This window comes from Streptomyces sp. NPDC087270 (assembly GCF_044744625.1).
In the GTDB taxonomy this organism is placed as follows: domain Bacteria; phylum Actinomycetota; class Actinomycetes; order Streptomycetales; family Streptomycetaceae; genus Actinacidiphila.
Genome location: NZ_JBIUYR010000002.1, coordinates 237,313 through 257,466, shown reverse-complemented (window position 1 = coordinate 257,466; position 20,154 = coordinate 237,313). Strand labels below are relative to the sequence as shown.

17 protein-coding genes are annotated in these 20,154 nt (G+C 71.7%); 10 read left to right on the top strand and 7 right to left on the bottom strand.

Annotation, left to right across the window (positions count from 1 at the left end; genetic code table 11):
* The first annotated feature begins 141 nt into the window (after nucleotides 1-141).
* Nucleotides 142-1,113: a GTPase Era gene (gene era / locus ACIPAE_RS04605; protein ID WP_328463894.1), complete on the top strand. Its 972-nt coding sequence runs from the start codon at nucleotides 142-144 to the stop codon at nucleotides 1,111-1,113.
* A gap of 282 nt (nucleotides 1,114-1,395) precedes the next feature.
* Here era and ACIPAE_RS04600 read toward each other — a convergent pair whose 3' ends face one another.
* Entirely contained in the window at nucleotides 1,396-2,493 is a 1,098-nt protein-coding gene (locus tag ACIPAE_RS04600) for an Lrp/AsnC family transcriptional regulator (RefSeq protein WP_402442873.1), read from the bottom strand.
* Between the two features lie 118 nt (nucleotides 2,494-2,611).
* On the opposite strand from ACIPAE_RS04600, the gene ACIPAE_RS04595 reads away from it, so the two are divergent.
* Nucleotides 2,612-4,072, top strand: a complete 1,461-nt coding sequence (locus ACIPAE_RS04595; RefSeq protein ID WP_402442871.1) for an MFS transporter — start codon at nucleotides 2,612-2,614, stop codon at nucleotides 4,070-4,072.
* 236 nt (nucleotides 4,073-4,308) lie between these two features.
* On the opposite strand, the gene ACIPAE_RS04590 is transcribed toward ACIPAE_RS04595, so the two are convergent.
* From ACIPAE_RS04590 to ACIPAE_RS04580, 3 genes are all read right to left on the bottom strand, one after another.
* Complete coding sequence (locus ACIPAE_RS04590; RefSeq protein ID WP_402442869.1) at nucleotides 4,309-6,636, bottom strand: ATP-binding protein; 2,328 nt, start codon at nucleotides 6,634-6,636, stop codon at nucleotides 4,309-4,311.
* 86 nt (nucleotides 6,637-6,722) lie between these two features.
* Nucleotides 6,723-7,343, bottom strand: coding sequence for a DUF6879 family protein (locus tag ACIPAE_RS04585; protein WP_402442867.1), 621 nt, complete (start codon nucleotides 7,341-7,343; stop codon nucleotides 6,723-6,725).
* Nucleotides 7,336-7,605, bottom strand: a complete 270-nt coding sequence (locus ACIPAE_RS04580) for a hypothetical protein (RefSeq protein ID WP_402442865.1) — start codon at nucleotides 7,603-7,605, stop codon at nucleotides 7,336-7,338. The genes ACIPAE_RS04585 and ACIPAE_RS04580 overlap by 8 nt, the downstream gene beginning before the upstream one ends.
* 604 nt (nucleotides 7,606-8,209) lie before the next feature.
* Between ACIPAE_RS04580 and ACIPAE_RS04575 the strand changes: the two genes are divergently transcribed.
* A complete protein-coding gene (locus ACIPAE_RS04575) occupies nucleotides 8,210-8,776 on the top strand; it encodes a DJ-1/PfpI family protein (protein ID WP_328463879.1) in 567 nt (188 codons plus the stop codon).
* Between the two features lie 105 nt (nucleotides 8,777-8,881).
* Here ACIPAE_RS04575 and ACIPAE_RS04570 read toward each other — a convergent pair whose 3' ends face one another.
* Both ACIPAE_RS04570 and ACIPAE_RS04565 read right to left on the bottom strand, forming a co-directional pair.
* A complete protein-coding gene (locus ACIPAE_RS04570; RefSeq protein WP_329369605.1) occupies nucleotides 8,882-9,148 on the bottom strand; it encodes a protealysin inhibitor emfourin in 267 nt (88 codons plus the stop codon).
* Between the two features lie 5 nt (nucleotides 9,149-9,153).
* The gene (locus ACIPAE_RS04565; RefSeq protein WP_402442863.1) at nucleotides 9,154-10,275 is read right to left on the bottom strand and encodes a M4 family metallopeptidase; all 1,122 of its coding nucleotides are present in this window, start codon (nucleotides 10,273-10,275) and stop codon (nucleotides 9,154-9,156) included.
* A 300-nt stretch (nucleotides 10,276-10,575) separates the two neighbouring features.
* On the opposite strand from ACIPAE_RS04565, the gene leuA reads away from it, so the two are divergent.
* The 7 genes from leuA to ACIPAE_RS04530 all read left to right on the top strand — a co-directional run bounded on the left by leuA (nucleotide 10,576) and on the right by ACIPAE_RS04530 (nucleotide 18,360).
* Nucleotides 10,576-12,348 (top strand): 2-isopropylmalate synthase, encoded by a 1,773-nt coding sequence (gene leuA, locus ACIPAE_RS04560; RefSeq protein ID WP_329369608.1) that lies wholly within the window; start codon nucleotides 10,576-10,578, stop codon nucleotides 12,346-12,348.
* Nucleotides 12,349-12,524: 176 nt separating this feature from the next.
* Nucleotides 12,525-13,145: a hypothetical protein gene (locus ACIPAE_RS04555; protein ID WP_402442860.1), complete on the top strand. Its 621-nt coding sequence runs from the start codon at nucleotides 12,525-12,527 to the stop codon at nucleotides 13,143-13,145.
* A 289-nt stretch (nucleotides 13,146-13,434) separates the two neighbouring features.
* Nucleotides 13,435-14,136, top strand: coding sequence for a TerB family tellurite resistance protein (locus ACIPAE_RS04550; RefSeq protein WP_328463862.1), 702 nt, complete (start codon nucleotides 13,435-13,437; stop codon nucleotides 14,134-14,136).
* Nucleotides 14,137-14,591: 455 nt separating this feature from the next.
* Nucleotides 14,592-15,950 (top strand): sensor histidine kinase, encoded by a 1,359-nt coding sequence (locus tag ACIPAE_RS04545; protein WP_402442858.1) that lies wholly within the window; start codon nucleotides 14,592-14,594, stop codon nucleotides 15,948-15,950.
* Nucleotides 15,947-16,639 carry a response regulator gene (locus ACIPAE_RS04540; protein WP_402442856.1) on the top strand — a complete coding sequence of 231 codons (693 nt, stop codon included), beginning with the start codon at nucleotides 15,947-15,949 and terminating at the stop codon, nucleotides 16,637-16,639. Before ACIPAE_RS04545 ends, ACIPAE_RS04540 begins: the two co-directional genes overlap by 4 nt.
* A 49-nt stretch (nucleotides 16,640-16,688) precedes the next feature.
* Nucleotides 16,689-17,435 carry a DNA repair protein RecO gene (gene recO, locus ACIPAE_RS04535; RefSeq protein ID WP_329369614.1) on the top strand — a complete coding sequence of 249 codons (747 nt, stop codon included), beginning with the start codon at nucleotides 16,689-16,691 and terminating at the stop codon, nucleotides 17,433-17,435.
* 127 nt (nucleotides 17,436-17,562) lie between these two features.
* A complete protein-coding gene (locus ACIPAE_RS04530) occupies nucleotides 17,563-18,360 on the top strand; it encodes an isoprenyl transferase (RefSeq protein ID WP_328463856.1) in 798 nt (265 codons plus the stop codon).
* Between the two features lie 234 nt (nucleotides 18,361-18,594).
* On the opposite strand, the gene ACIPAE_RS04525 is transcribed toward ACIPAE_RS04530, so the two are convergent.
* Nucleotides 18,595-19,977, bottom strand: a complete 1,383-nt coding sequence (locus tag ACIPAE_RS04525; RefSeq protein WP_329369615.1) for a glycine--tRNA ligase — start codon at nucleotides 19,975-19,977, stop codon at nucleotides 18,595-18,597.
* Nucleotides 19,978-20,154 lie beyond the last annotated feature (177 nt).

The following is a 20,154-nucleotide window of genomic DNA, read 5'->3' as shown; positions in this document are numbered from 1 at the left end:
TTCGGTGGCGTTTCTTGTTGCCGCCGGGTTTCGGATTCCTCACCGCGGGACGTACGGCTCGTGTCACACCGTGTCGCGTCGTACGGGGGCGGGGGCCGCTCGATCGAGCGGTGTCCGTACACCTCTGCGGTATCGGGGAGAATGGGGGCCATGAGCGCTCGTACCCCCTCCGACGGAACCGCCGGGTCCACCGCGACCCCGCCGCACCGGTCCGGCTTCGCCTGCTTCGTCGGCCGTCCCAACGCCGGCAAGTCCACCCTCACGAACGCTCTGGTCGGCCAGAAGGTGGCGATCACCTCCAACCGGCCGCAGACGACCCGGCACACCGTCCGCGGGATCGTGCACCGGCCGGAGGCGCAGCTCGTGCTCGTGGACACCCCCGGGCTGCACAAGCCGCGCACCCTGCTCGGCGAGCGGCTCAACGATGTGGTCCGCACCACCTGGGCCGAGGTCGACGTGATCGGCTTCTGCCTGCCGGCCGACCAGAAGCTCGGCCCGGGCGACACGTACATCGCGCGCGAGCTGGCCGGGATCAGGAAGACGCCGAAGGTGGCGATCGTCACGAAGACCGACCTGGTCGACCACGACCAGCTCGCCCGGCAGCTCATGGCGGTGGACCGGCTCGGGCAGGAGATCGGGCTGGAGTGGGCCGAGATCGTGCCGGTCTCGGCGGTCGGCGACCAGCAGGTGGGGCTCCTCGCCGACCTGCTCGTCCCGCTCCTCCCGGAGGGCCCGCAGCTCTACGCCGAGGGCGACCTCACGGACGAGCCGGAGCAGGTGATGGTGGCCGAGCTGATCCGCGAGGCGGCGCTGGAAGGGGTGCGGGACGAACTGCCGCACTCCATCGCCGTGGTGGTCGAGGAGATGATTCCCCGCGAGGGGCGGCCCGCGGACAAGCCGCTGCTCGACATCCACGCGAACCTCTACATCGAGCGGCCCAGCCAGAAGGGCATCATCATCGGGCCCAAGGGGGCCCGGCTCAAGGAGGTCGGGACGAAGTCGCGGCAGCAGATCGAGGGGTTGCTGGGGACGCCGGTGTTCTTGGACCTGCATGTGAAGGTGGCGAAGGACTGGCAGCGGGACCCCAAGCAGTTGCGCAAGCTGGGGTTCTGAGACCCACCGGGGTGCCCCTGGCCGCGGGTTGAGGGACCACCTGCCGGTGGGGGCTGGTCGCGCAGTTCCCCGCGCCCCTTGGTCTGTGCGGCTCCTTCCGCGAAAGAACGCCAACACCCCCGGGGGCGCGGGGAACCGCGCGCTCAGCGGGCCACCGGCCTGTGGCCGGGAAAGAGACCGGAACCGTAACGGTGGGTAGCCCAGGGGCGCGGGGAACTGCGCGACCAGCCCTCCACCGGGCGGGAGGTGGGGAGGGGGCGGGACCCTCGCGGCGGGAATCGCTTACGCGGCGTAGGGGCCGGGGCCCTTGAGGAGGCGGTGGATGGGGGCGGTCTCGGTCCGGCGCAAGCCGGGCAACGCGGCGACGGGCCCGGTGAGATAGCGGTAGAGGGCCTCGGGGTCCTTGCAGCTGACGGACGCGTAGATGTTGGTCGCCCCGGTGGTGGCCGCCGCGAACGCGACCTCGCTGTGGTCCGCGAGGGCGGCGCCGACCTCGGCGAGCCGGGCCGGTTCGACCTCCAGCCAGAGCGCGGCACGCAGTTCGGACTTGAACAGGCCGTTGCCGAAGTCGAGGTCGTAGTAGAGGACGCCGGCGGAACGCAGTTCGGACAGGCGGCGCCGTACCGTGCTCTGCGACCAGCGGGTGACGGCGGCCAGTTCGGCGGCGGAGGTGCGGCCGTCCTGCGCGAGGGCGTCGCACATGAGGTGGTCGCCGGGCCCGAGCGGGACGGGGTCGGCGGGCGGGCCGGTCGGGACGCCGGCCGGGCCGCGGGTCGGGTTGTCGGGCGCGTCCGGGGGCGTCAGCGCGGCGATCTCGTCGGGCGTGAGTGCGCTGCTGCGGCTGACCGGGCTGAGGTCCTTCCCGAAGAACATGTGCAGCATCGCGTGCGCGGTCACCTGCACCACCCGCGGGGTGCGCGGGAGTTTCTGGAGCAGCAGCGTGTCGTCGTGGCCGGGCGCGGCGGCCTGGGTGAGGCAACTGATCTCGGTGCCGCCGGAGATCAGGTTGACCCAGCGGGTGTCGGTCCTGCGGGCCAGCGCCGCACCGATCGAGCCGGCCGCGTCGGGCGTGCAGCGCACCCGGACCATCCAGGGGGTCAGCCCGATCCGCAGCGGGTCGGCCAGGCCCAGCACCCGTACGGTCTTCTCGCGGCGCAGCCGGCCGTAGCGGCGGGCGACGGTCTGGTCCGAGACGCCCAGCACCTCCGCGAGCCGGCTGAACGGGGCCCGCCCGTCGATCTGGAGGGCGTGCACGAGCCGCCGGTCGAGCAGGTCGAGACCGGCCAGCGCGCTCCAGACGGTGTCGGTGTCGGTGGTCGCGCGCGCGTCGGTGTCGATACCGGTGTCGATGCCGGGGTCGAAATCGGTGTCGGATTCCATCACCACAGCCTAGGTTCTGTCGAAATGCGCCGCCAAGGCGGTTCTGGCTGGGGAGCGGAGCGGCGTTTGCCCGATGGTGAGGTGATCACATCACGCGAACCCGAACGGAGTCCCACCCATGCGCAAGTGGCTGCCACTTGTGGCGATCTGCCTGGGCGCCTTCATCCTGCTGGTCGACGTCACCATCGTGAACGTCGCACTGCCGAGCATGGCGTCCGACCTCCACGCGTCCTTCACCTCCCTGCAGTGGGTGATGGACATGTACGCCCTGGCGCTGGCGGCCCTGCTGCTGGCCGCCGGGTCGCTGGCCGACCTGTTCGGGCACCGGAAGCTGTACGCGATCGGCCTGGTCGTCTTCGCCATCGCCTCGCTGGGCTGCGCGCTCGCCCCGAACGCCGCCGTGCTGATCACCTGGCGGGGGGTGCAGGGCGTCGGCGGTGCGGCGATGTTCGCGACGTCGGCGGCGCTGGTCGCCGCGACCTACCACGGCCGCGACCGCGGTGTCGCCTTCGGCGTGTGGGGCGCGGTCAACGGTGCCGCCGCCGCGCTCGGCCCGGTGCTGGGCGGTCTGCTCACGCAAGGTTTCAGCTGGCAGGCGATCTTCCTGGTCAACCTGCCGATCGCGGTGGTCGCCATCGTTCTCACGCTGCGGGTGCTGCCGGCCGGCAAGCGCGGCACCGGACGGCTGGACGTGCCGGGCGCGGTCCTCTTCACCGTGGCCGCGGCGGCGCTGACGTACGCGCTGATCCGTGGCGGCGACCACGGCTGGACCGACGGTCTGACGCTTGGAGCCTTCGCGCTGGCCGTGCTGGCCGTAGTCGGGTTCGTGGTCGCCGAACTGGCAACCGCGCACCCGATGCTCGACCTGTCCCTGCTGCGCCGCCCGACCTTCTCCGGGCTGCTCGGTGGCGCCGTGCTCTTCCAGGCGGGCGCGTTCGGCGGGTTCGTCTACATCTCGCTGTGGTTGCAGAACATCCTCGGCCTCAGCCCGATCCGCGGTGGTCTCGCGCTGATGCCGCTGGCGGTGGCGTCCTTCGTGGTGGCCGCGGCGGCCGGGAAGCACACCCACCGGTTCTCGCCCGCGCTGCTGGTCGGTGGCGGCCTGGTGCTGGTCGGTGTCGGCGCGGGCATCATGTGGCAGTCGGTGTCCGCGGGGTCGCACGCGTCCTCGCTGTACGCGGGGCTCGCGGTGATGGGTGTGGGCGTCGGCCTGTCGACGCCGGTGCTGGTCTCCACGGCCGTGGAGGCGGTGCCCCCGAACCGCGCGGGCATGGCGGGCGGCGCGGTCAACACCTTCCGCCAGCTCGGGATGAGCCTCGGAATCGCGCTGTTCGGCTCGATCTTCACGTCACGACTGCGGGACGTCACGCGTCACGGCGGCAGCGTGCGGGCCGGATACGCGTCCGGGTTGGACCGGATCTTCCTGGCGAGTGCGCTGGCCGCGCTGGCGGGCGGAGTGCTGGTCTTCCTCACGGTTCGCCACTCCCGGGGCGACGGGACCCCCCAGGGTGCCCCTGCCCCCGAGCCGCGGGACCTCGCGGTCGAGGGCGGCTTGTCACCCAGTTCCCCCCGCCCCTGACCTTGCACGGCCCCTCCCGGGTTGGCGGCCCCCCAGGGTGCCCCTGCCGCCGGGTCGCGGGACCTTGAGTAGGTGCGGTTCCCCGTGCTCCTTGCTGTCGGCGTCCTTCCACGGAGCGAGCCGCACCAACCAGGGGCACGGGGCTGCGTCCGATGTGAGGCTCCGCCGCCTGGGCGCGACAGGCCACGGCGGACCGTAAGGATTCCGGGCACGGGCGGGCGGGGCAGCCCGGGTGGTCAAACGGTCAGCCGCTGCTGGATGCGGGTGCGGAGGGCCGCCGCCCGGGGATCGGAGAACGATTCAAGGCGCCTGAGCGCTTCGCTCCAGTGTGCCCGCGCGGCCTCGGGAGTATCGGCTTCGACTGCGGCGGCCAACTCGCCAAGTTCCACCGCGTGTTGCCACGTGTCCCCGAGCTCGGCGTGTACGGCCGCCGCCCGGCGGTGGAACTCGGCGGCCTCGTCCGCGCGGCCCGTGGCGCGGTACGTCCGACCGGTCCCGCGCCACGCCAGCGCTTCTCGGCTGCGGTCGCCGACGCGGCGGTGCAGCATGGCCGAGCGCTGGTAGGAGACGAGAGCATCACCGTACTCGCCGGCGGTCCGCTGGATGTCGCCGAGCGTGAGTAGCCAGTACGCCTCCAGGGTGCGGTCCCGCAGCGCCAGCGCGATGTCGAGTGCTTCGTCGATCGCCTGCCGGGCTTGGTCGGGTTCGCTCTGTTCGAGGTGGAGGGCGGCGGAGATGTTCAGGATGTTGCCGATGCTCTGCTGGTTGTTCAGCGCCCGGTGGGCGGCAAGCGCCCGACGGGTGGCCCTGGCGGCTTCGGGTAGGCGGCCTGCTTCCAGCCGGATTCTGGCCAGATTCGACAGGGCGATGGCCGCTCGCCGGGGTTCGTCCTGCTCGTTGAAGGCCGCGGCGGCCTGCTGGAAGTGCGCTTCGGCGACGTCGAGTCGGCGCGTGCGCAGATGGATCAGACCGATGAGGTTGAGCGACCTCGCCTCGTCCACGCGTGCATGGCGGGCCCGTGCGAGCGCCAGGGCCCGCTCGTGGCAGTCCAGGCTCTCGCCGAGGCGGTTGACCTGACGGTAGGACGTGCCCAGGAGCGTGAGGAGCCGGATCTGCGCGTCCGATTCGTTCGACCTCTCGGCGGCTTCCAGCCCTGCGCGGCCCGCGTCGATCCAGTCGGAGTAGGACGCCGACGGGGGCAGGGCGTTCCATTGCGCGATCGCGAGTTGCCAGGCCAGCGCGTCGAGTTCGGCCGACGCGGACGCGAGGACAAGGCGCCGTAAGGTCGCGTGTTCACGTTCGGACCAGTCGACGGCTGCGTTGAAGTCCGCGCATTCCAGGGGCGGCACGGTGGTCGCCGGTGCGGCGAGCGTCATGCGCGCTTCCGCCGGTCTGATCCACGCTCCCGCCGCGTCGGCGGTGTGCAGGTACCACTCCAGGACGCGGCGTAGTGCGCGGTCGCGCTGCTCGGGAGGTTCCTGCGTGTGGGCCTGATCGGCGGCGTAGGCGCGCAGGAGGTCGTGGAACTGGTAGCGGTCCGGGCCGGTCTGCTCCAGCAGGTGGGCGCCGACGAGGTCGTCGAGGGACTGCCGGGCGCGGCGCAGGGGGAGTTCGCCCAGGACGGCTGCCGGGTGCAGGCCGAATTCCGGGCCCGGGTGGAGGCCCAGGAGTCGGAAGAGCCGGGCGGCTGGTTCGGGCAGCGCGCGGTAGGACCAGGCGAAGACCGTCCGTACCGCGTCGGCCTCGCTCTCGCTGCCGGTGCTGAGCGTGTCCCACAGCGCCGATTCGTCGCGCAGGTCGGCGATGAGGTCGTCCAGCCGCAAGTGGGGGTGGCTTGCCGCGCGTTCGGCGGCGATCCGCAGGGCCAGCGGCAAGTGGGCGCAGAGCCGGGCCAGTTCGGCGAGTTTCGCCGGATCGTCGTCGGGCCGGTATCCGCTGGTGACCGCGCCCAGGAGAGCGACCGCCTCGCGTTCCGGGAGGGTGCCGAGGGTCAGGCGGTGGGCGCCGTCGCGTACGGCGAGGCCGGAGAGGCGGCTGCGGCTGGTCACGATGATCAGGCATCGCCCGCCGCCGGGCAGCAGGGGCCGTACCTGGGCGACCGTGGCGGCGTTGTCGAGGATGATCAGGACCCTGCGGTCGGCCAGCAGCGAGCGGTACAGGGCCGCGGCGTCGTCGGTGTCCTGCGGGATGTCCGCGGACGCGACGCCGAGGGCTCGCAGGAACCGGCGTAGGGCCTGGCCCGGGGTGAGGGGTTCGCCCGGGTCGTATCCACGGAGGTTGACGAAGAGTTGGCCCTCGGGGAAACGGTGCTTCACCTGGTGTGCCCAGTGCAGAACCAGCGAGGTCTTGCCGGCGCCGGCCGTGCCGGCCACCACGTGGACGGAGACCACGACCTGGCCGCCGTCGCGGGCGGAGAGAATCGCGTTCAACTGGCCCACTTCGCCGGTGCGGTTGACGAAGGCGGGCTCGTCCGCGGGGAGTTGGCGAGGGACGGGGTGGGACGGCTCACCCGCGGCGGCGGGGTGGAAGTGGATGTCGCCCGTGACGTTTCTGGCCTGCACCACGTCGCGGGTCCACCCGGAAAGGTCGTTCCGCGAGTCGCCCGGGCTGCTGCGGTCCCCTTCTGGTGTACCGATCGCCGACCCCGGCTTCAGGCCGCGGGCGGCGGCGGCAGGGGTGCGACCGCGCGGTGGAAGTACGAGGTCATGTCCTCCGCCGCCGCGTACAGGCTCCGCAGGTAGGCCGCCCAAGGAGTGACGATCGCGGCGTCGGTAAAGCGGACCGCGCCCTCGGTGGCACCCGCCTCGGTATAGAGCACGCGATAGAGGGTCCGGTCATCGAGAAGGGTCAACTCCGGTAGCGGAACGGCACTTTCAGCGCCGACGATGTCGCCCGAGGACACCACCCTGATCCGGTGTCCGTACTCCGCCCGCATCTGCAGCCAGTGCAGTTCCCACTGCACGTACGGTGTCAGCGGTTCTTCCACCACACGCAGGCGATGGAAGCGGTGGTTGCGGCTCGCGTCCTGCTCGGCAGCCGTGCGCACGGAGTCGCGGTCGGCCTCGAACAGCCTGAGCGCTTCGCCCCAGTCGCCGCGGCGGAGCGCGTCCCGGCTGGGGTCGACCTCCTCGAAGTGCTGGAGGCGCTCCAGTTTCCACGAGTCGCCGTCACGGATCGCCGCCCGGCGCTCCCGGAAGTCGGCCCGGTAGCCGGGAACGTCGAACCGTTCTCCCCGCTCGGTCGGGAGTGGGGGAGCGTCGAGGTCAAGCATCGGGAATATCCGCCTTGGCTGCGCTGAGCATGTTGCCGGGGACGACGACGAGCCGTTCGTCCGCGCCGAGCACGACACCGCTCGGCAGTCGCGAACCGTATGCGGCGGTGAGGTCCCGGCCGATCACGGCGATGTCGCCATTGTCGAGTTGCCAGATGTCCGGGCAGTCCTCGTCGTCCTTGGAGTTCCCCAACTCCGCCGCCGACCGCCCGAGCCTTCGCAGGAACGACGCGGACGGATCGGCTTCCCAAGCGCGGGACATGGCCTGCCTCCCAGCACCGTCATCATGACGGAAAGTCGTCACCATGCTACCGGGAGCACGCGTGCCGGCGCAGTGCTGCTTCCCGCCATCCGACGGCGCCGAGCGGGCCCGGGCCGCACTGGCGCAGCCGGCTGCTGGTGCTGGATGCTGGAGTGCGTCGCCCGCGTACGACGCGGAGTCGGCCACCGGGTGCGGGCGCGGAAACGATGCCTTCTCATGCGGTGTTGGTCCTGAACGCCTGGAACTCCCGCGTCTGCGGGTACGGAACTGCCTCGGTTCGGCGTCCTTGGGTCTCGCCATGATCCGGCCTCAAGATGCTCGGCGAGGACTGGAGGGGTCAACCCGATTCGGTTGCGGTTCGCGACAGTTGGCTTGGTCCCGCTCGATCACGTCCGCGTCGGTGCGTTCGGCCGTTGCCGGAGGCGAGCCCGGAAGACCGGGGCCCCGGGGGCCGAAGCAGGGCTCCCGGCAGTATCAGAACTGGTGGAGTGACGCTGTTTGCGCCGTTCGGGGTGGATGGGGCGTTATCCGAGGCGGGGGTGGGGCATCGTGGGGGAGCCGGCGCCGAGAGCGGCGTGGGGGAGTGAGTGGAAGGGACCTGACGATGACGGTGAAGATCCTTCTGGTGACCGGGGACGCTGCCGAATCCCTGGAAGTGCTCTACCCGTACCAGCGGTTGCAGGAAGAGGGCTACGCGGTGGAGATCGCCGCGCCGACCCGTAAAACGCTTCAGTTCGTGGTGCACGACTTCGTGGACGGCTTCGACACGTACACCGAGAAGCCCGGCTACACGTGGCCCGCGGACCTCGGCTTCGACGAGGTCGACCCGGCCGGGTACGCCGCGCTGGTGATCCCGGGCGGCAGGGCGCCGGAGTACCTGCGCAACGATCCGCGGCTGCGCCGGATCGTGGCCCACTTCTTCGAGGAGGGCAAGCCGGTCGCGCAGATCTGCCACGGCCCGCTGATCCCGGCCGCCACGGGGTCGCTCACCGGTCGTCGTACGGCGGCGTACCCGGCGCTGGAGCCGGACGTCGTGGCGGCCGGCGCGCAGTACGAGGACGGTGACGGCGTGGTCGACGGCCGGCTGGTCTCCGCGCGGGCCTGGCCCGACCATCCGGTGTGGATGCGGGAGTTCGTGGCGGTGCTGCGGAAGGTGGCCCCGGCTGCGTAGATCCGGCCGGCGGGGCGGCCCCTGCGGGTGGCAGGGGTCGCCACTGTCGCCGGTGCGCTTACACGTGCGTGGCCGGGTCGGTACGGACGGGGCGGCAGGCGGTGGTCACGCGCCCTCGTGCAGGACCGCGGTGATCAACTCCCGTTGGGCGGGGGTGAGTCCGGGGTCGGCGCAGCGGACTTCGCGGGTGTCGACCGTGAGGGTGTAGGTGAAGCCGTCGGGGACGGGGGCGCGCGGGTGGTCGCCCGGAGGGGTGAGGGCGGCTCGGGCGAGGGCTTCGAGGTGGGGGGCGTCGGGGTGGTCGGCGGTGTCGAGGGTGGCCCGCCGGGGGATGCCGGCGAACCCACCGGAGCGGACCACCTCGATACGCACGGGAGTTACGCCTCCTGGGTCTGCTCGCCGGGCTGCTGGCGCGGCAGTTCGGCCGAACCGGTGGAGCCGGAGGAGCCGGTGACGCCCACCGTGGTCCACGCGGACCGCACCGCCTGGTACTGCGCGCCCTCACCGTAACGCGCCTTCGCCGCCGCGGCCGTGGCCTCGGCGAAAGCGGCGAAGTCCGTGTCGGAGGCGAGCGAGCCGCCGGTGAGGGTGTCGTACCAGATCTGCCCGGCCTGCTCCCAGGCGTGCCCGCCGAGCGAGGCCGCGGCGAGGTAGAACGCGTGGTTGGGAATGCCGGAGTTGATGTGCACGCCGCCGTTGTCGTCCGGGCCCGAGACATAGCCGGCCATGGTGCCCGGCTGCGGGTCCTTGCCGAGGTGCGGGTCGTCGTAGGCGGTGCCCGGGGCCTTCATGGAGCGCAGCGCGACGCCGTGCACGCCGGGGGCGAGCAGCCCGGCGCCGATCAGCCAGTCCGCCTGGTCGGCGGTCTGCCCGAGCGTGAACTGCTTGATCAGGCTGCCGAAGACGTCGGAGATCGATTCGTTGAGCGCGCCGGACTGGTCCTGGTAGTCGAGGTTCGCGGTGAACTGGGTGACGCCGTGGGTCAGTTCGTGGCCGATGACGTCGATGGGGATGGTGAAGTCGAGGAAGATCTTGCCGTCTCCGTCGCCGAAGACCATCTGCTCGCCGTTCCAGAAGGCGTTGTTGTAGCCCTCCAGGTAGTGCACGCTGGCGGTCAGCGGCAGCCCGTGGCCGTCGATGGAGTGCCGGGCGTACGCCTTGAGGTAGGTCTCGAAGGTGGCGCCGAGCCCGTCGTAGGCGCGGTTGACGCTGGCGTCCCGGGACGGCTTCGCGCCCTCGGCGCGGACCTTGCGCCCGGGCAGGTCGTCCTTGTGTTTGGCGTCGTAGATCGTGCGCTGCGGCTGGTCGGCGGGCGCGGCCGGGGCGGCGGCGGACGGGGCGCCGCCGGGTGGTCCGACCACCGCGTTCAGCCGCCGCCGGGTCCGCTGCCGGGCGTCGTGCTCCAGGGTGTGGCGGGCAGTCGCGGACAGCTCCGGGTCGTCGGACCGGGCGAGGCGGTCCAGGATGTGCGGCGGCACGATCGTGCAGAAAACTCCCATGACCGGAATGTGTCAGCTCGGGCACTGTGTGTCACCGTTTTCCCGTTCACACCACGGAAAGGAGGGAATCGCGCGGACCGGGGTGGACGCCCCGGTCGTCTTGCATGCTGAGAGGAAGTACGCACCGGCTGCGACTTCCGTCCGCGGTTCGGCTAGGGTCGGTCTCATGCGTTTCGGGCTGCTTCTCCTTAGCTGCCGCGGCGAGGGCCTGTAGTCGTAGGCCGACCCCCTCCCCGCGGAGTTTGGGCGTTCCCAAGCCGTCGGCCGCCCCGAGCGGACCCCCGAGGAGAGCCACCCCCGATGAACTCGCAGCCCAGCAGCAACCGCGTCGGCCGTGCCACGCCCATCACCGCCGAGACCGTCACGCAGCGCGCGACCTCGATGCCGATCCACAAGTACGGGCGGTACGAGCAGGTCGACATCCCCGACCGCACCTGGCCCGACGCGCGCGTCACCAAGGCCCCCCGGTGGCTGTCCACCGACCTGCGCGACGGCAACCAGGCACTGATCGACCCGATGTCGCCGGCCCGCAAGCGGGAGATGTTCGACCTGCTGGTGCGGATGGGCTACAAGGAGATCGAGGTCGGCTTCCCCGCCTCCGGCCAGACCGACTTCGACTTCGTGCGCTCCATCATCGAGCAGGACGCGATCCCGGACGACGTGACGATCTCCGTCCTCACCCAGTCCCGCGAGGAACTGATCGAGCGGACCGTCCAGTCGCTGGTCGGCGCCCGCAAGGCGACCATCCACCTGTACAACGCGACGGCGCCGGTCTTCCGGCGGGTGGTCTTCCGCGGCAGCCGCGACCAGGTGCGGCAGATCGCGGTGGACGGCACCCGGCTGGTGGTGGAGTACGCCGACAAGATCCTCGGCCAGGACACGGTCTTCGGCTACCAGTACAGCCCGGAGATCTTCACCGACACCGAGCTGGACTTCGCGCTGGAGGTCTGCGAGGGCGTGATGGACGTCTGGCAGCCCGAGGACGGCCGCGAGATCATCCTGAACCTGCCGGCCACCGTCGAGCGCTCCACCCCCTCCACGCACGCCGACCGGTTCGAGTGGATGTCGCGGAACCTGTCCCGGCGCGAGTACGTATGCCTGTCGGTGCACCCGCACAACGACCGCGGCACCGCGGTGGCCGCCGCCGAGCTGGCGCTGATGGCCGGGGCGGACCGGATCGAGGGCTGCCTGTTCGGGCAGGGCGAGCGGACCGGCAACGTGGACCTGGTCACGCTGGGCATGAACCTGTTCAGCCAGGGCATCGACCCGCAGATCGACTTCTCGCAGATCGACGAGATCCGCCGCACCGCCGAGTACTGCAACCAGATGGAGATCCACCCGCGCCACCCCTACGCGGGCGACCTGGTCTACACGTCCTTCTCCGGCTCCCACCAGGACGCCATCAAGAAGGGCTTCGAGGCGATGGAGGCCGACGCGGCCGCCCAGGGCAAGACCGTCGACGAGATCGAGTGGGCGGTGCCCTACCTGCCGATCGACCCCAAGGACGTCGGCCGCTCCTACGAGGCAGTGATCCGGGTCAACTCGCAGTCCGGCAAGGGCGGCATCGCCTACGTGCTGAAGAACGACCACAAGCTGGACCTGCCGCGCCGGATGCAGATCGAGTTCTCGAAGATCATCCAGAACAAGACCGACACCGACGGCGGCGAGGTCACCCCGGCGCAGATCTGGTCGATCTTCCAGGACGAGTACCTGCCCACCCCGGAGCACGCCTGGGGCCGGATCGCGCTGCGCTCCGCCCAGACCTCCACCTCCAGCGACGGCACCGACGCGCTGACCGTGGGCGCCGAGGTGGACGGCGTGCCGACCACCCTGACCGGCACCGGCAACGGCCCGATCTCGGCGTTCTTCGACGCGCTGGCCGCCGTCGGCGTGGACGCCCGGCTGCTGGACTACTCCGAGCACACCCTCAGCGAGGGCGCGTCCGCGCAGGCCGCGTCGTACATCGAGTGCGCCATCGACGGCCGCGTGATGTGGGGCATCGGCGTCGACGCCAACACCACCCGCGCCTCGCTGCAGGCCGTCGTCTCCGCCGTCAACCGCGCGGCCCGCTGATCACCCGTCAATTCCGCGTGATCGCCGGCCGCCGTTCCGGTCGTCGTCCGGGTCCGTTCCGGTCCCGGCCCGACGCCCGTCAACGTACGGCCGGCGCTCACGCACCCGGGTGATTTCCCGCGGTCGGCCGATGTCCGCGCCCGGCTCGCGGCCACCGCGTTCCTACGGTGGCGGGCATGCCCCTGAAGCCCATGTCCAGAACGCGTACGTCCGTCGGGCGCCGTACCGCCCCGCGGCGCGCAAGACCCGCATCCGCGCTTCTCACGGCCGTGGCCGCCGCCCTGCTGGCCGCCGCCACGGCCGGGCCCGCCACCGCCCGCGCGGTGGACCCGGCGCCGCCCCCGCCCGTACCCACCCCCCAGCAGACCGCGCAGGCGCGGCCCGCCGGCGAGCAGGCGTCCGAGGTGCTGTCGCACGCCCACTGCGTGCTCACCCTGCACCGCGCGGACGCCCCCACCGCCCGCTGCGGCGCCGCCGCCGACACCCGTGAGGCCCGCTCCGGCACCCTGCTGATGACCTGGTACACCGGCGCCGCGTACACCGGCGGGGCCACCGACATCCGCAGTGACGCCGGGCGTTGCGACGCCGGCGGGGTGGGCGTCCTCGGCATCTCCGACAGCCTCGGCCGCAGTTGGGACCACGCGGTCTCGTCCTTCCGGGACTACGGCGGCTGCGCGGTCGTCGAGGGCTGGGATGGAGCCGGATACCGCGGCGAGACCCGTGTCTGGGTCGGCGACCAGCCCTACCTGGGCGCCGACTGGGACAACCGGATCTCCTCGCTCGTGGTGCACGGCTGAGCAGGAGGGCGGGCGGCATCCGCGGCATCCGCGGCATCCGCGAACCGGCCGAACCACCGGAATCAGCTGAACCGGCGGCACCGGCCGAACCAGCGGAAACGGCCGGGCCGTGCGCCGGACCACCCGCCGCAACGGCCACCGGAACACCCGCCCAGGTGAATTGCCCTCGTACGCGGTACTGACTGGACCTGTCCACTGTGGCTAACATCACGCTGTACGGCACCGTGGCCGCTGCGCACGTTCGGGCCGTTGCGGATGCGTACCGGGACGAGGACGGCCGGAGGGTGCGATGAGACTGGGGCCTATCTGGGGTGTGCGCACGGCCTGGCACACCGAGGACGACGGCGAGTTCTACTGCCCCGAGTGCGGCGGCGACCGCGCGTACCACCGCAGAACCGGCACCCGCAGGCTGACGGTGCTCAACGTGCCGCTGTTCGCCCGGGGTCCGGCCGGCACCGTCATCGAGTGCGCCGCCTGCCACCAGCAGTACGGCTCCGAGGTGCTGCTCTGCCCGACCACCACCCGCTTCGCCGCGATGCTGCGGGACGCGGTGCACACCATCGCGCTCGCGGTGCTCACCGCGGGCGGCGGCACCGCCAGGTCGACCCGCGAGGCCGCGGTGAGCGCGGTGCGCGCCGCGGGCTTCAGCGACTGCACCGAGGACCAACTCCTCGGCCTGCTCGCCGCGATCGTCGCCGACGAGGGCCGGTTCCGCCGCTCCGACGAGCTCGGTCCCGACTCCTTCGCCGAGGCCGTCGACGGCTGCGGCAGCTGGCTGTCGATCGAGCTGCACGAAGCGCTGGAGCCGCTCGCTGACCACCTCGCGCCCCAGGGCCGCGAGCGGGTTCTGCTCGAAGGCGCGCACATCGCGCTCGCCGACGGGCCCTACCTGCCCGCCGAGCGGGACGTGTTGGAGGCGATCGGCCGCTGCCTGTCGCTGCACACCGACCACATCGACCGCCTGCTGAAGGCGGCCGCGACCGCTGCGTGACGCCTGCCGCGGGCTTGGCCGTGTTGAGGACCGTCGGCCCGGCCCGCCCCGGTCGGCGGCACTGTGGTGACCATGCCGGTGGCGTTGCCACGGTTCGCGGTGGGGTTGGCGCTGGGGGTTGCGTCGGCTTGATGGTGGGCGGCAGTTTGCATGCCTGTGCTTGGTCGGCCCCGATGGTGGGCGAGATGGCGTCGTCACCGTTCGCGGTCGGCTCGGCCCCTCCGCTTGCGTCGGCCTGACGCTGGGCGGCGGCTTGTATGCCTGTGCTTGGTCGGCCTGATGCCGGGGGAGCCCGCCGGGGCCTGGGGACACGGGTGCGGCTACTCCCCGCGGAGTAGCGGGTCTGCGCCGGTCGCCCCGGGGAGTAGGGCGTTCTCGGCCGCGGGCCCGACGAGGGAGGCGCCGTCACGGCGGGAGGGTGGAGTACGCCGCCCGCTGTCACGGAGGATGTCCGCGTGCCCTCAGAATCCGCGCTGCTGTCGCTCTTCACGGCGGGCGTCTCCGGACCCCCGCGCCCGAAGGTCTCCCGGAACGACGTGGCGCTCGCCGCCCTGATCCTGGTGGACCAGACGGTCGTGGCCGCGGTGCTGCCCGAGGGGACCGGCAGCCACCGTCCGGACGCGCTCGGCTGGACCCTGCTGACCGCCAGCGCCGTGGTGCTGGTGTGGCGCCGCCGGACGCCGATGCTGTGCCTGCTGGGCATGGTGGGCGTCGTCGCGCTGTACCACTACCTCCAGTACATCCAGATCGCGCCGATCCCCTCCAGCATCGTCGCCCTGTACGCGCTGGCCGTCGCCGGGCCGCACCTGCGCACCGTGCTGACGGTGCCGGTGGTGGTCGGCGCGATGCTGGTCATCATGTCGACGGTCGGCAAGCAGCACGAGGCCGCAACGATGCTGCAGAGCGCCGGGTGGATTCTGGCGGTGCCGGCGGCCGGCGAGGGCGTGCGGGTGCACCGCAACTACGTGGCCGCGGTCACCGAGCGCGCGGAACGCGCCGAGCGCACCCGGGAGGAGGAGGCCGCCCGCCGGGTCGCCGAGGAACGGCTGCGGATCGCCCGCGACCTGCACGACCTGCTCGCGCACTCCATCACCCTGATCGGCGTCCAGACGTCGGTCGCCGCGCACGTCCTCGTCGCCGACCCCGACCGGCTCGACCGCACCGCGGTCGCCTCCGCGCTCGACGCCATCGCCGACACCTGCCGCGAGGCCCGCGCGGAACTGCGCACCACCCTGCGCGTGCTGCGCGCCGACGGCGACGGCCCCCTCCCGTCCCTGGCCGGCATCCCCACCCTCACCCGGGCCGCCGAGGCCACCGGCGCGAAGGTCCACCTCGTCCTCGACCTCGCAGGGTCCGAGGTGCCCGGTCAGGGGCGCCCCAGTGACCGGCCCGCCACCGGCAGGTGGTCCGGCGAGGGGCAGCGCGACCCAGGACCCGCGGTCCAGGCCGCCGCCTACCGCATCGTGCAGGAAGCCCTCACCAACGCCGTCCGCCACGGCGCCACCGCCCCCCGCATCACCGTCGCCGTACATCGCGAGGGCGACCGCCTGAGGCTGCGCATCGAGGACGACGGACCGCACGCCCGCCAGGCCCCGCCCCCGCACCGCACGGAAGGCTTCGGCATCGTGGGCATGCGCGAGCGGGCCCGCAGCGTCGGCGGCACCCTCACCGCGGGCCCCCGCACCGACGGCCCCGGCTTCGCCGTGCACGCGGAACTCCCGCTCACCCCGCCAGGGCAGCCGGAACCCAGCCCGCAGGAACCCACCCCGCAGGAACCGGCGGAGCCCCTCGCACCCCAGGGAGACCAGAGATGACCGAGCCCACGCCGATCCGGGTCCTGCTCGCCGACGACCAGAACCTGGTGCGCGCCGCGTTCGCGATGCTCGTCGAGTCCGCGCCGGACATGGTGGTGGTCGGCGAGGCGGGCAACGGCCTGGAAGCCGTCGAGATGGCACACGGCACCCGCGCGGACGTGGTCGTGATGGACATCCGCATGCCGGAGCTCGACGGCATCGAGGCGACCCGCAGGATCGCCGCCGACGACGACCTCGCGGGCGTGCGGGTGCTGGTGCTGACCACGTACGACGACGACGATCACGTGGTCTCCGCGCTGCGCGCGGGCGCGTCCGGCTTCATGGTCAAGGACACCCGGCCCGCCGAACTCCTGGACGCCATCCGCACGGTCGCCGCGGGTGACGCGCTGCTGTCGCCCGGCCCGACCGCCCGCCTGATCGCCCGGGTGCTGCGGCTGCCGGACCGCCCGCTGCCCAGCGCGCCCGGCCCGGCCCTGCTGGCCTGCCTCTCCGACCGGGAACGGGAGGTGCTCACCCTGGTCGCGCGCGGCCTGAACAACAACGAGGTCGGCGAGGCGCTGGGCCTGAGCCCGCTCACCGCGAAGACCCACGTCAGCCGGATCATGGGCAAGCTGGGCGCCCGCGACCGCGCCCAACTGGTCATCTCCGCCTACGAGTCGGGCCTGGTCGCGCCGGGCACGGAGCGCTGACGGCGAATCGTTCCCCCGGCCCGCGCCGCCGTAGGCGAGAATGGTCGGCATGAGTCTGTTCCGCGACGACGGCATCGTGCTGCGCACCCAGAAACTGGGCGAGGCGGACCGGATCATCACCCTGCTGACCCGCAGGAACGGCCGGGTGCGCGCGGTGGCCCGCGGGGTGCGGCGCACCAAGTCGAAGTTCGGCGCCCGGCTGGAGCCGTTCAGCCACGTCGACGTGCAGTTCTTCACCCGGGGCGGGGAGCTCGTCGGCCGCGGCCTGCCGCTGTGCACGCAGGGCGAGACCATCGCCCCGTACGGCGGCACCATCGTCACCGACTACGAGCGCTACACCGCGGGCACCGCCATGCTGGAGACCGCCGAGCGCTTCACCGACCACGAAGGGGAGCCGGCCGTGCAGCAGTATCTGCTGCTGGTCGGCGCGCTGCGCACCCTCGCCGCGGGCGAGCACGAGCCGCGGCTGGTGCTGGACGCCTTCCTGCTGCGCTCGCTCGCCGTCAACGGCTACGCGCCGAGTTTCGACGACTGCGCCCGGTGCGGAATGGCCGGGCCGAACCGGTTCTTTTCGGTCGGCGCGGGAGGAGTCGTCTGCGGCGAGTGCCGGGTGCCCGGAAGCGTCGTACCCTCACGGGAGGCACTGGAACTGCTCGGCGCGCTGCTGGGCGGTGACTGGGAGACCGCGGACGCCTGCGAGCCGCGCCACTGCCGTGAGGGCAGCGGGCTGGTGGCGGCCTACCTCCAGTGGCATCTGGAGCGCGGACTGCGGTCGCTGCGCTTCGTGGAGAAGTAGGCACCGCGCGGCGCCGTACCGCGACGCAGCGCACCGCACCGCACCAGCACGCACGACAACGCACCGCACTGCACTGCACCGCATGATCGACGACGACCTGCCACGACCTGTCGGGAGACGTACCACCATGGCACGACGCGGGATTCTCACCCGTCACCGGAAGACCTACCGCACGCCCGACGCCCACCCCTCCGGCGCGCATCCGCCGAAGATCCCGGGCGAGCTGGTCCCCAAGCACGTCGCCATCGTGATGGACGGCAACGGCCGGTGGGCGACCGAGCGCGGGCTGCCGCGTACCGAGGGCCACAAGGTCGGCGAGGGCGTCGTCCTCGAAGTGCTCAAGGGCTGCCTGGAGATGGGCGTCAAGAACCTGTCGCTGTACGCCTTCTCCACCGAGAACTGGAAGCGCTCGCCGGACGAGGTGCGCTTCCTGATGAACTTCAACCGCGACGTGATCCGCCGCCGCCGCGAGGAGATGAACGAACTCGGCATCCGCATCCGCTGGGTGGGCCGGATGCCGAAGATGTGGAAGTCCGTGGTGCACGAACTCCAGATCGCCCAGGAGCGGACGGTCGACAACGACGCGATGACGCTCTACTTCTGCCTGAACTACGGTGGCCGCGCCGAGATCGCCGACGCCGCGCAGGCGCTCGCCCGCGACGTCGCCTCGGGCCGGCTCGACCCGTCCAAGGTCAACGAGAAGACCTTCGCGAAGTACCTCTACTACCCCGACATGCCCGACGTGGACCTCTTCCTGCGGCCCAGCGGCGAGCAGCGCACCTCCAACTACCTGCTGTGGCAGAGCAGCTACGCGGAGATGGTCTTCCAGGACGTGCTCTGGCCGGACTTCGACCGCCGCGACCTGTGGCGGGCCTGCCTCGAATACGCCCAGCGCGACCGCCGCTTCGGCTCCGCCCAGGCGTAAGGGTCGCGCCCCCAAGAAGCGCGGGGAACCGCGCGAGCAACCACGACGGCGGGGCTGGGGCCCGCAGGCCCAGCCCCGCGGTGAGGTTTTCGGACCACCGGCCGGCCGTGGCTTGCCGCGCGGTTCCCCGCGCCCCTGGTGACGCGGGTCATCCGTTGCGGTGTCCCCCGCCCCGGGGAAGGGAACCGTTACCCCTGAAGGGCACCCCGGGGCGGTGGAAGCCCGGCGCAGCTGTCAGCAGCCGAGCAGGCGGCTGCCGAGGTACGCCTCGACCTGGTCCAGGGAGACCCGCTCCTGCTTCATCGTGTCGCGCTCGCGCACCGTGACTGCGTTGTCGTCGAGGGTGTCGAAGTCGACGGTGACGCAGAACGGCGTGCCGATCTCGTCCTGCCGGCGGTAGCGGCGGCCGATCGCGCCCGCGTCGTCGAACTCGATGTTCCAGTTCTTGCGCAGCGCGGTGGCCAGGCCCTTCGCCTTCGGGGAGAGCTGCGGGTTGCGGGAGAGCGGCAGCACCGCGACCTTGACGGGCGCCAGCCGCGGGTCGAGCCGCATGACGGTCCGCTTCTCCATGACGCCCTTGGCGTTGGGCGCCTCGTCCTCGTTGTAGGCGTCGAGCATGAACGCGAGCATCCCGCGGTTGACACCGGCCGCGGGCTCGATCACGTACGGGAACCAGCGCTCGCCGGCCTCCTGGTCGAAGTACGACAGGTCCTGGCCGGACGCCTTCGCGTGCGAGGACAGGTCGTAGTCGGTGCGGTTGGCGATGCCCTCGAGCTCGCTGAACTCCTGGCCGCCGAACTGGAAGCGGTACTCGATGTCGACGGTCCGGGTCGAGTAGTGGGAGCGCTTTTCCTTCGGGTGCTCCAGCCAGCGCATGTTCTCCTCACGCAGGCCGAGGCCGGTGTACCAGTTCCACCGCTCCTCCATCCAGTACTCGTGCCACTTCTCGTCCTCGCCCGGCTTGACGAAGAACTCCATCTCCATCTGCTCGAACTCGCGGGTGCGGAAGATGAAGTTGCCGGGCGTGATCTCGTTGCGGAACGACTTGCCCATCTGGGCGATGCCGAACGGCGGCTTGCGCCGGGCGGTGGTCTGCACCTGGGCGAAGTTCACGAAGATGCCCTGCGCGGTCTCGGGCCGCAGGTACGCCACCGAGCCGGCGTCCTGGGTCGGGCCGAGGTGGGTCTGGAGCATGCCGGAGAACTGCTTGGGCTCGGTGAAGGAGCCCTTGGTGCCGCAGTGCGGGCAGTTGATGTCGGCCAGGCCGTTCGCGGGAAGCTTGCCGTGCTTCGCCTCGTACGCCTCCTCCAGGTGGTCGGCGCGGTAGCGCTTGTGGCAGGAGGTGCACTCGGTGAGCGGGTCGGAGAAGGTGGCCACGTGGCCGGAGGCGACCCACACGTCGGGTGCGAGGATCACCGACGAGTCGAGTCCCACCACGTCGTCACGCGAAATCACCATGGAGCGCCACCACTGGCGCTTGATGTTCTCCTTGAGCTCGACGCCCAGCGGTCCGTAGTCCCAGGCGGCCTTGGAACCGCCGTAGATCTCACTGCTCGGGAAAACGAAGCCACGGCGCTTGCTCAGGCTGACGATGGTGTCGATCTTGTCGGCGGCCACGGTGCTCTCTTCAGTGCGACGGGGGGTTCAGTCGTCCCAGATTACCGGCGGGTGTGGGGCCCATATCAAATCCGTTCCCGCCCGCCGCCGCCCGGCGCGGTCCGGTTCGGCGGAGAGTGAGCAATAATTGACAATGGTTTCCACTTATCCGGACCGTGGTGATCGGGCCCGGGCTGG